General features: G+C 67.3%; 5 protein-coding genes and 1 pseudogene. 1 reads left to right on the top strand and 5 read right to left on the bottom strand.

Annotated elements, in window-relative coordinates; genetic code table 11:
* Positions 1–1,138 (bottom strand): annotated as a pseudogene (locus RT309_RS02835) (DNA-directed RNA polymerase subunit beta'); the annotation flags it as partial.
* Positions 1,139–1,208: 70 nt separating this feature from the next.
* A complete protein-coding gene (locus RT309_RS02830; RefSeq protein ID WP_313355137.1) occupies positions 1,209–4,709 on the bottom strand; it encodes a DNA-directed RNA polymerase subunit beta in 3,501 nt (1,166 codons plus the stop codon).
* A 204-nt stretch (positions 4,710–4,913) separates the two neighbouring features.
* Here RT309_RS02830 and RT309_RS02825 point away from each other — a divergent pair, with 204 nt between their 5' ends.
* Positions 4,914–5,414: a hypothetical protein gene (locus RT309_RS02825; RefSeq protein ID WP_313355135.1), complete on the top strand. Its 501-nt coding sequence runs from the start codon at positions 4,914–4,916 to the stop codon at positions 5,412–5,414.
* Between the two features lie 9 nt (positions 5,415–5,423).
* Here RT309_RS02825 and RT309_RS02820 read toward each other — a convergent pair whose 3' ends face one another.
* From RT309_RS02820 to RT309_RS02810, 3 genes are read right to left on the bottom strand one after another with little or no spacing between them, the layout of a single operon-like run.
* The gene (locus RT309_RS02820) at positions 5,424–7,145 is read right to left on the bottom strand and encodes an ABC transporter ATP-binding protein (protein WP_313355133.1); all 1,722 of its coding nucleotides are present in this window, start codon (positions 7,143–7,145) and stop codon (positions 5,424–5,426) included.
* Positions 7,142–8,089 carry an ABC transporter permease gene (locus RT309_RS02815; protein WP_313355131.1) on the bottom strand — a complete coding sequence of 316 codons (948 nt, stop codon included), beginning with the start codon at positions 8,087–8,089 and terminating at the stop codon, positions 7,142–7,144. The genes RT309_RS02820 and RT309_RS02815 overlap by 4 nt, the downstream gene beginning before the upstream one ends.
* Positions 8,089–9,093 (bottom strand): ABC transporter permease, encoded by a 1,005-nt coding sequence (locus RT309_RS02810; RefSeq protein ID WP_313355130.1) that lies wholly within the window; start codon positions 9,091–9,093, stop codon positions 8,089–8,091. Before RT309_RS02810 ends, RT309_RS02815 begins: the two co-directional genes overlap by 1 nt.
* Positions 9,094–9,123 lie beyond the last annotated feature (30 nt).

The following is a 9,123-nucleotide window of genomic DNA, read 5'->3' as shown; positions in this document are numbered from 1 at the left end:
CGTCGACGGCCTCCTGCAGCATCCGCTTCTCGTTGTTGACGATGATCTCGGGGGCGCCGAGGTCGATCAGACGACGAAGACGGTTGTTGCGGTTGATGACGCGGCGGTACAGGTCGTTCAGGTCGCTGGTCGCGAAGCGGCCACCGTCGAGCTGCACCATCGGGCGCAGCTCCGGCGGGATCACCGGCACGACGTCGAGCACCATCGCGGCCGGGCTCATGCCGGTCTCGAGGAACGAGTTGACGACGGTCAGGCGCTTGATCGCACGGATCTTGCGCTGGCCCTTGCCCTCCGAGATCTGCAGGTGCAGGCTCTCGGACTCGGCCTTCAGGTCGAAGGTCTCGAGGCGACGCTTGATCGCCTCGGCACCCATGTGCGCCTCGAAGTACTGGCCGAAGCGGTCCTGCAGCTCGTGGAACACGTCGTCCTCGGGGCGCAGCACGCCGACCTCGAGGGTGCGGAAGTCCTCCCAGACGCGCTCGAGCTTGGCGATCGCCTCGTCGGCACCCTTGCGGGTGAGAGTCATCTCCTTCTCGGCGGCGTCCTTGACCTTCTTCTTGGCGTCGGCCTTCGCGCCCTCCGCCTCGAGAGCAGCGAGCTCCTCCTCCAGCTTCGCCATCCGCTCCGCGATCTTCGCGTCGCGGCGGTCGCCGAGCGTCTTCAGCTCGAGACGGATGTTGTTCTCCTGCGTGGCGAGGTCGCGGTGACGAGCATCCTCGTCGACCGAGATCACCATGTAGGCGGCGAAGTAGATGACCTTCTCGAGGTCCTTCGGCGCCATGTCGAGCAGGTAGCCGAGGCGCGAGGGAACACCCTTGAAGTACCAGATGTGCGTCACGGGAGCGGCGAGCTCGATGTGACCCATGCGCTCACGACGGACGGAGCTCTTGGTGACCTCCACGCCGCAGCGCTCGCAGACGATGCCCTTGAAGCGGACACGCTTGTACTTGCCGCAGGCGCACTCCCAGTCGCGGGAGGGTCCGAAGATCTGCTCGCCGAAGAGGCCGTCCTTCTCAGGCTTCAGCGTGCGGTAGTTGATCGTCTCGGGCTTCTTGACCTCGCCGAAGGACCATCCGCGGATGTCGTCAGCGGTGGCCAGGCCGATTCGAAGCTCATCGAAAGTGGTTGATTCGAGCACTAGTTCTCCTGTGTAGAAAATTCATCCTTGGCCCCTGAGCGCGTCGAAGGGCCGTGAGCTTGCCGAAGCGTCAGATCTCGTCGATCGACGCGGCTTCGAAACGGCTGGAGATGTTGATGCCGAGCTCCTCCGCTGCGCGGAAGGCCTCGTCGTCGGTGTCCCGCAGGTTGACGGCGGTGCCGTCAGCCGAGAGCACCTCGACGTTCAGGCAGAGCGACTGCATCTCCTTCATGAGCACCTTGAAGGACTCGGGGATGCCGGGCTCCTGGATGTTCTCGCCCTTGACGATCGCCTCGTACACCTTGACGCGGCCGAGGATGTCGTCGGACTTGATCGTGAGGAGCTCCTGGAGGGCGTACGCCGCACCGTAGGCCTCGAGGGCCCACACCTCCATCTCACCGAAGCGCTGTCCACCGAACTGCGCCTTACCACCGAGCGGCTGCTGGGTGATCATCGAGTACGGACCGGTGGAGCGGGCGTGGATCTTGTCGTCCACCAGGTGGTGGAGCTTCAGGATGTACATGTAGCCCACGGAGATCGGCGCCGGGAACGGCTCGCCGGAGCGGCCGTCGAACAGCTGCGTCTTGCCGCTCGAGTCGATCAGGCGCAGGCCGTCACGGGTGGCGAGCGTCGAGTCGAGCAGACCGGAGATCTCCTCCTCGCTGGCACCGTCGAACACCGGGGTGGCGACCTTGGTGCCGGGCGCGGCCTCGAAGGCCTGCTGCGGCAGCTTGGCGGCCCACTCCGGGGTGCCCTCGACCTTCCAGCCCTGCTTCGCGATCCACCCGAGGTGGGTCTCGAGCACCTGGCCGAAGTTCATTCGGCCCGGGATGCCGAGCGGGTTGAGGACGATGTCGACCGGCGTGCCGTCCGAGAGGAACGGCATGTCCTCGATGGGGAGGATCTTCGCGATGACACCCTTGTTGCCGTGGCGGCCGGCGAGCTTGTCACCCTCGGTGATCTTGCGCTTCTGGGCGATGTAGACCACGACGCGGCGGTTGACGCCGGAGCCGAGCTCGTCGTCGCCGTCCTCGGCGTTGAACTCCTTGACCGCGATGATCGTGCCCTGCTCGCCGTGCGGCACCTTCAGAGAGGTGTCGCGGACCTCGCGGCTCTTCTCGTTGAAGATCGCGCGGAGCAGGCGCTCCTCGGCCGACAGCTCGGTCTCGCCCTTCGGCGTGACCTTGCCGACGAGGATGTCGCCGGGGCGGACCTCGGCGCCGATGCGGATGATGCCGCGCTCGTCGAGGTCCTTCAGCAGCTCCGGGCTGACGTTGGGGAGGTCACGGGTGATCTCCTCCTTGCCGAGCTTCGTGTCGCGGGCGTCGACCTCGTACTCCTCGATGTGGATCGAGGAGAGGGTGTCGTCCTTCACCAGGTCCTGGCTCAGGATGATGGCGTCCTCGAAGTTGTAGCCCTCCCACGTCATGAACGCGACGAGGAGGTTCTTTCCGAGGGCCAGCTCGCCGTTCTCGGTGGCGGGGCCATCGGCGATGACCTCTCCGACCTCGACGCGCTCACCGGCGTTGACGACGACCTTCTGGTTGTAGGAGGTGCCCTGGTTCGAGCGGTCGAACTTGCGCAGGTGGTACTCCTGCGTGCCGCCCTCGTCGAGCATGACCACGACGCGGTCCGCGGAGACCTCGGAGACGACACCGGCCTTCTCGGCGGTGATCACGTCACCGGCGTCGATGGCGGTGTAGCCCTCCATACCGGTTCCGACGAGAGGCGAGTCGCTGCGGAGCAGCGGCACGGCCTGACGCTGCATGTTGGCGCCCATGAGCGCGCGCTGCGCGTCGTCGTGCTCGAGGAAGGGCACGAGCGAGGTCGCGACCGACACCATCTGGCGCGGCGAGACGTCGATGTAGCCGATCTCCTCCGGGAGGAACAGGTCGACCTCACCGCTGCCGCCCTTCGGGCGCGCGAGCACGTGGCTCTCGCGGAAGCGACCCTTCGCATCGAGCGGCGCGTTGGCCTGCGCGATGTTGTAGTCGACCTCCTCGGAGGCGGTCAGGTAGTCGATCTGGTCGGTCACGACACCGTCGACGACCTTGCGGTACGGGGTCTCGATGAAGCCGAACGAGTTGATGCGCGCGAAGGTCGCGAGCGCACCGATCAGGCCGATGTTCGGGCCTTCCGGGGTCTCGATCGGGCACATGCGGCCGTAGTGCGAGGGGTGCACGTCGCGCACCTCGACGCCGGCACGGTCGCGCGAGAGACCACCGGGGCCGAGGGCCGACAGACGGCGCTTGTTGGTCAGACCCGCGAGCGGGTTGTTCTGATCCATGAACTGCGACAGCTGCGAGGTGCCGAAGAACTCCTTGATCGCCGCCACGACGGGACGCACGTTGATCAGGGTCTGCGGGGTGATCGCCTCGATGTCCTGCGTGGTCATGCGCTCGCGGACGACGCGCTCCATGCGCGACAGACCGGTGCGGACCTGGTTCTGGATCAGCTCGCCGACGGCGCGGATGCGACGGTTGCCGAAGTTGTCGATGTCGTCGATCGCGATGCGGATCTCGGCCTTCTTGCCGCCGCGGAGCCCAGAGAAGGTCTCGTCGCCGCGGTGCACGCGCACCAGGTACTTGATGGTCGCGACGATGTCGTCGACGGTCAGCACCGAGTCGGTGAGCGGAGCCGCGAGACCGAGCTTCTGGTTGATCTTGTAGCGACCCACCTTGGCGAGGTCGTAGCGCTTCGGGTTGAAGTAGAAGTTGTCGAGCAGCGAGCGCGCGGCCTCGGCGGCGACCTGCTCGCCCGGACGCAGCTTGCGGTAGATGTCGCGCAGCGCGTCTTCCTGGGTGAGGATGGTGTCCTTCGCCAGGGTCTCCTCGATCGAGGGGAAGCCGGCGAACTCGGCGAGGATCTGCTCGCTCGACATGCCCAGCGCCTTCAGGAAGACGGTGACGGACTGCTTGCGCTTGCGGTCGATGCGCACACCGACCTGGTCGCGTTTGTCGATCTCGAACTCGAGCCACGCGCCGCGGCTGGGGATGACGCGAGCGGTGACGATGTCCTTGTCACTGGTCTTGTCGGGGGTCTTGTCGAAGTAGACGCCGGGCGAGCGGACGAGCTGCGAGACGACGACGCGCTCGGAGCCGTTGATGATGAACGTGCCCTTGCCGGTCTGCAGCGGGAAGTCGCCCATGAAGACCGTCTGGGTCTTGATCTCACCGGTGAGGTGGTTCATGAACTCGGCCTCGACGTACAGCGGGGCGGCGTAGGTCTTGCCGCGCTCCTTGCACTCGTCGATCGAGTACTTCTCGGGCTCGAGGTACGGGTTCGTGAACGAGAGCTGCATGGTCTCGCCGAGGTCCTCGATCGGGGAGATCTCCTCGAAGATCTCACCGAGACCCGAGACCTCGGAGACATCGCTGCGGCCGGCCTTCTTGGCCTCGGCGACGCGTGCCTTCCAGTCGTCGTTTCCGACGAGCCAGCCGAACGACTCGGTCTGCAGCGCGAGCAGGTCGGGGACCGTCAGCGTGTCGGAGATCTTGGCGAACGAGAGGCGGGAGACTCCGCGGCCGTTCTTGTTGGTGGTGGATGTGGATGCGTTGCGAGCAGCAGCCAAGGGAGTAACCTCCGTGAGCCCGGGCAGGGGCTGGTCGATTCCTAGACGTCGGTGGAGAACGCGCTCGAGAGCTCAACGAATGCCGACCACCATATGAGGGCACGGAGAAGCGAGCGCAACTACCTACTATACGCACGATTTCACGACATGGCAAGCGGAATCCTTGACCAATGCCGGATGCTGGGGTATGAGCGACACTGCAGTATGCGCATCGTGCTGAAGTTCACCATCGACTGCGACGCCGACACCGCCTGGCGGGCGCTGCATTCACCCCGCGTCGTCGGCGAGCTGTACGCTCCCCTGCTGCAGATGCAGCCGCTGCTGCAGGGACTGCCCGAGCGCTGGACGCCCGGCGACGAGGTGCCCGTGCGACTGGCCGCGTTCGGCCGCATCCCGGTCGGCACGCAGCTGATCCACATCAGCGAGCGCACGGTCGATCGACCGGACGGTCCGGTGCGCATCCTCCGCGACAGCGGCATCCCGCTCACCGGCCCGCTCGCGGGGCTCGACGTGTGGGACCACCAGATGGCGGTCTCCGCTCAGCCCGGCCGACCCGACCGCACGCTGTGGCGTGACCGACTCACCTTCGGAGGACCGACCGCAGCGCTGCTGTGGCCGGTGCTGTGGGTCGCGTGGCAGGCGCGCGCTCTGCGCGTGCGCGCGCTGGCGCGACGCTGGGCGCGCGACCCCGGGCTGCGAGAGTGATCCGCCGCGTCAGGACGCGATGCCCAGCTCGTTGCCGGGGATGGATGCCAGCAGCCGACGCGTGTACGGATGGCGGGGGTTCGTGAAGATCTCCTCCGAGCTCGCCGCCTCGACGAGCGCACCGTCCTTCATAACGCACACGTAGTCGCTGATCAGACGCACCACCGCGAGGTCGTGCGAGATGAACAGATAGCTGAGTCCGTACTCCTTCTGCAGGTCGCCGAGCAGCGTGAGGATCTGATCCTGCACGAGCACGTCGAGCGCCGAGACCGGCTCATCGCAGACGATGAGGTCGGGCGAGAGCGCGAGGGCCCGCGCGATGGCGACGCGCTGACGCTGACCGCCGGACAGCTCCGACGGGTAGCGCTGCAGCATCGAGTGCGGCAGCGCGACGTCATCGAGCAGCGTCCGCACGCGCGCGCGACGCTCGGCCCGGTTGCCGCGCTTGTAGAAGTCCAGCGGCTCGGCGATCAGCCTCTCGATCGTGAACATCGGGTTCAGGCTCGAGTACGGATCCTGGAAGACCGGCTGCACGCGCTGGCGGAACTCGCGCGACTGCGCGCGGTCGAGCGTGGAGATGTCGTTGCCCTCGAAGCGGATCGTGCCGGCGGTCGGCTCGATGAGCTTGAGCAGCATGCGCGCGGTGGTCGTCTTGCCCGAGCCGGACTCCCCCACGATCGCCACCGTCCTGCCGCGCGGGATCGCGAGCGAGACGTCGTCGACGGCGACGAAGTCCTCCGCCTGCCCGCGGATCGGGTAGACCTTGCGCAGCCCCTCGATCTCGACGATGTTGTCGGCTGGCTGCTCGGCTGCTGAGCCTGCCGAAGCATCCTTCGGCAAGCTCAGGGACCCACCCGCCGAGGAGCCTGCCGAAGCGTCATACACCTCCGGCTGCAGCCGGGCTGCGGCGATCGACGGCGCAGCCTTCACCAGGCTCTGCGTGTACGGGTGCTGCGGATCCTCCAGGATCTGCCGCGCCGGGCCCTGCTCGACCGCCCGCCCGCGATGCATCACGACCACGCGCTGTGCGCGTTCGGCGGCGAGGCCGAGGTCGTGTGTGATCAGCAGCACGGCGGTGCCGAGCTCGCGCGTCATCTCGTCGAGCTGGTCGAGGATCGTCTGCTGCACCGTCACATCGAGCGCACTGGTGGGCTCATCGGCGATGAGCAGGCGCGGCCGGCAGGCCAGCCCGATGGCGATGAGGGCCCGCTGGCGCAGACCGCCCGACAGCTCGTGCGGGTACTGCTTGGCACGACGTTCGGGGTCGGGAAGGCCGGCGGCCGAGAGTGCCTCGATGACCTTCTGGTGCACGTTGCCGCGGTTGGCGAGGTTGTGCGCGAGCAGCGTCTCGGCGACCTGCGTGCCGATCTTGGCGACGGGGTTGAGGTTCGACATCGGGTCCTGCGGCACCATGCCGATGTCTCGTCCGCGGATCTTCCGCATCTCGCTCTCCGAGATGCCGACCAGCTCCCGCCCGTCGAGGGTGATGCTGCCTCCGGTGACCCGCCCGCCCGAGGCGAGCAGGTCGATCACGGCCATGGCCGTGGTCGACTTGCCCGAGCCGGACTCGCCGACGATCGCGACGGTCTCGCCCGGGGCGATCTCGAGGTCGACACCCTCGACCGCGTGCACGACGCCGTCCATCGTGCTGAAGTCGACGGCCAGGTTCGACACCTGCAGCAGCGGCTGGCGCACGGCATCCGGATTCGTGTTCATCTTCTCGTTCCTCATCGCGCACGCGTCCGGGGGTCCATTGCCTCGCGCAGCGCCTCGCCGAACAGCGTGAAGCCGAGCGCGGTCACGGCGATGCAGATGCCGGGCAGGAAGGCCAGCTGCGGTGCGATCGCGAGCTCGTTCTGCGCGTAGGTCAGCATCCGGCCCCACTCGGCCGTCTCGGGTCGCCCGCCGCCGAGACCGAGGAACGACAGCGCCGCCGCGTCGATGACGGCGGTGGCGAGGGTCAGCGTGCCCTGCACGATGACCGGGCCGATGGCGTTCGGCAGCACGTGCGACATGGTGATGCGGCCGCGGCCGAGACCGAGGGTCTGCGCCGAGAGCACGTACTCCGCCGAGCGCTGCTGCAGCATCGACGCACGCAGCAGGCGCGCGAAGATCGGCACCTGGGATGCTCCGATGGCGATCATCACCGCCGACGGAGTCTGTCCGAGGATCGCGGCGATCGACACCGCCAGCAGCAGGTTGGGCACCGAGAGGATGATGTCGACGATGCGCATGATCAGCGTGTCGACCCAGCCGCCGAACGTGCCGGCCAGGAGTCCGAGCACCATGCCGCCGACCAGTCCGAGCGCGGTCGAGACCACACCGACGAGCAGCGACGCCTGCGCACCCCAGATGAGCTTCGACAGCACGTCGCCGCCGAAGCGGTCGAGGCCGAGCGGGAAGCCGTCGATCTCTCCGATCCCGGGGATGGCGGTGGGGGTGATGTACTCGGTGCCCGGCAGCGCACGCTCCGGATAGGGCGCGAGCAGCGGCGCCAGCGCCGCGACCAGCAGGAACAGCAGCACGATCACGGCCCCGAACCACGCGGCCGGGTTGCGGCGCAGGCGTCGGAACACGTCGCGCCAGAAGCCGCCGCCCGACGTCAGATCGGCTTGTGCGACGGCGACGGTGTCGAGCACCTCACCGCCCTGTGCGGGTGGGAGCACTGCGCTCATCACTGAACCCTCACTCTCGGATCGATCAGGCTGTACGACACGTCGACGGCCAGGTTGATCAGCGCGTACGCGATCGCGATGAAGATGATGAAGCCCTGCAGCACGGGGAAGTCGCGCGCGAAGATCGACTGCGCGAGGAACGACCCGATGCCGGGATAGGCGAACACCGTCTCGGTGAGCACCGCGCCCGAGATCAGCAGGCCGGTCTGCAGGCCGATCGTGGTGATCACGGGAAGCATCGCGTTGCGCAGGATGAACCGGTTGCGCAGGGTCGAGGGCGCCACGCCCTTCGCCTTGCCGGTGCGGACGTAGTCGGCGTTCTGCACCTCGAGCACACTGGCCCGGGTGATGCGCACGATGATCGCCAGAGGGATGGTGCCGAGCGCGAGCGCCGGCAGCAGCAGATGCAGGATGGCATCCCACGACGCGTCGAACTCGCCGGTGATGATGCCGTCCCAGACGTAGAAGCCGGTCACGTGCGTGGCGTTGATCCGCGGGCTCTGGCGGCCGTCCGACGGCAGCCAGCCCAGCTGCACGGCGAAGATGTACTTCAGGATGAAGGCCAGGAAGAACACCGGGATGGTGATTCCGATCAGGCTGAAGATCACCGCGCTGTGGTCGGTCCACTGGCCGTGGCGGCGAGCCGCCCAGTAGCCGAGCGGGATGCCCACGCCGACCGCGAAGATGAGCGCCGCGACGCTGAGCTCGATCGTGGCCGGGAAGCGGCGGAAGAACTCCTCCACGACGGGCCGGGAGGTGACGATCGATGAGCCGAAGTCACCCTGCAGCAGTCTGCCGATCCAGGTGACGTACTGCTCGATGAGCGGCCGGTCGAAGCCGTACAGCTGATTGACCTGCTCGATCGCGGAAGGTGTGGCCTTCTCGCCGAGCAGGGCGACCGCGGGTCCGCCGGGAAGAGCGCGGACCCAGGCGAACAGCAGGATGCTGAGGCCGAAGAGCGTGGGGATGAGCAGCAGCAGCCGCTTGCCGATAGTTCGCAGCACGAAGTTCTCCGTCGGTGCACGTCGTCCGCC

Origin of the sequence: Microbacterium sp. (assembly GCF_032084865.1) — a bacterium.
In the GTDB taxonomy this organism is placed as follows: domain Bacteria; phylum Actinomycetota; class Actinomycetes; order Actinomycetales; family Microbacteriaceae; genus Microbacterium.
This window is presented reverse-complemented; position numbering and strand designations above follow the sequence as displayed.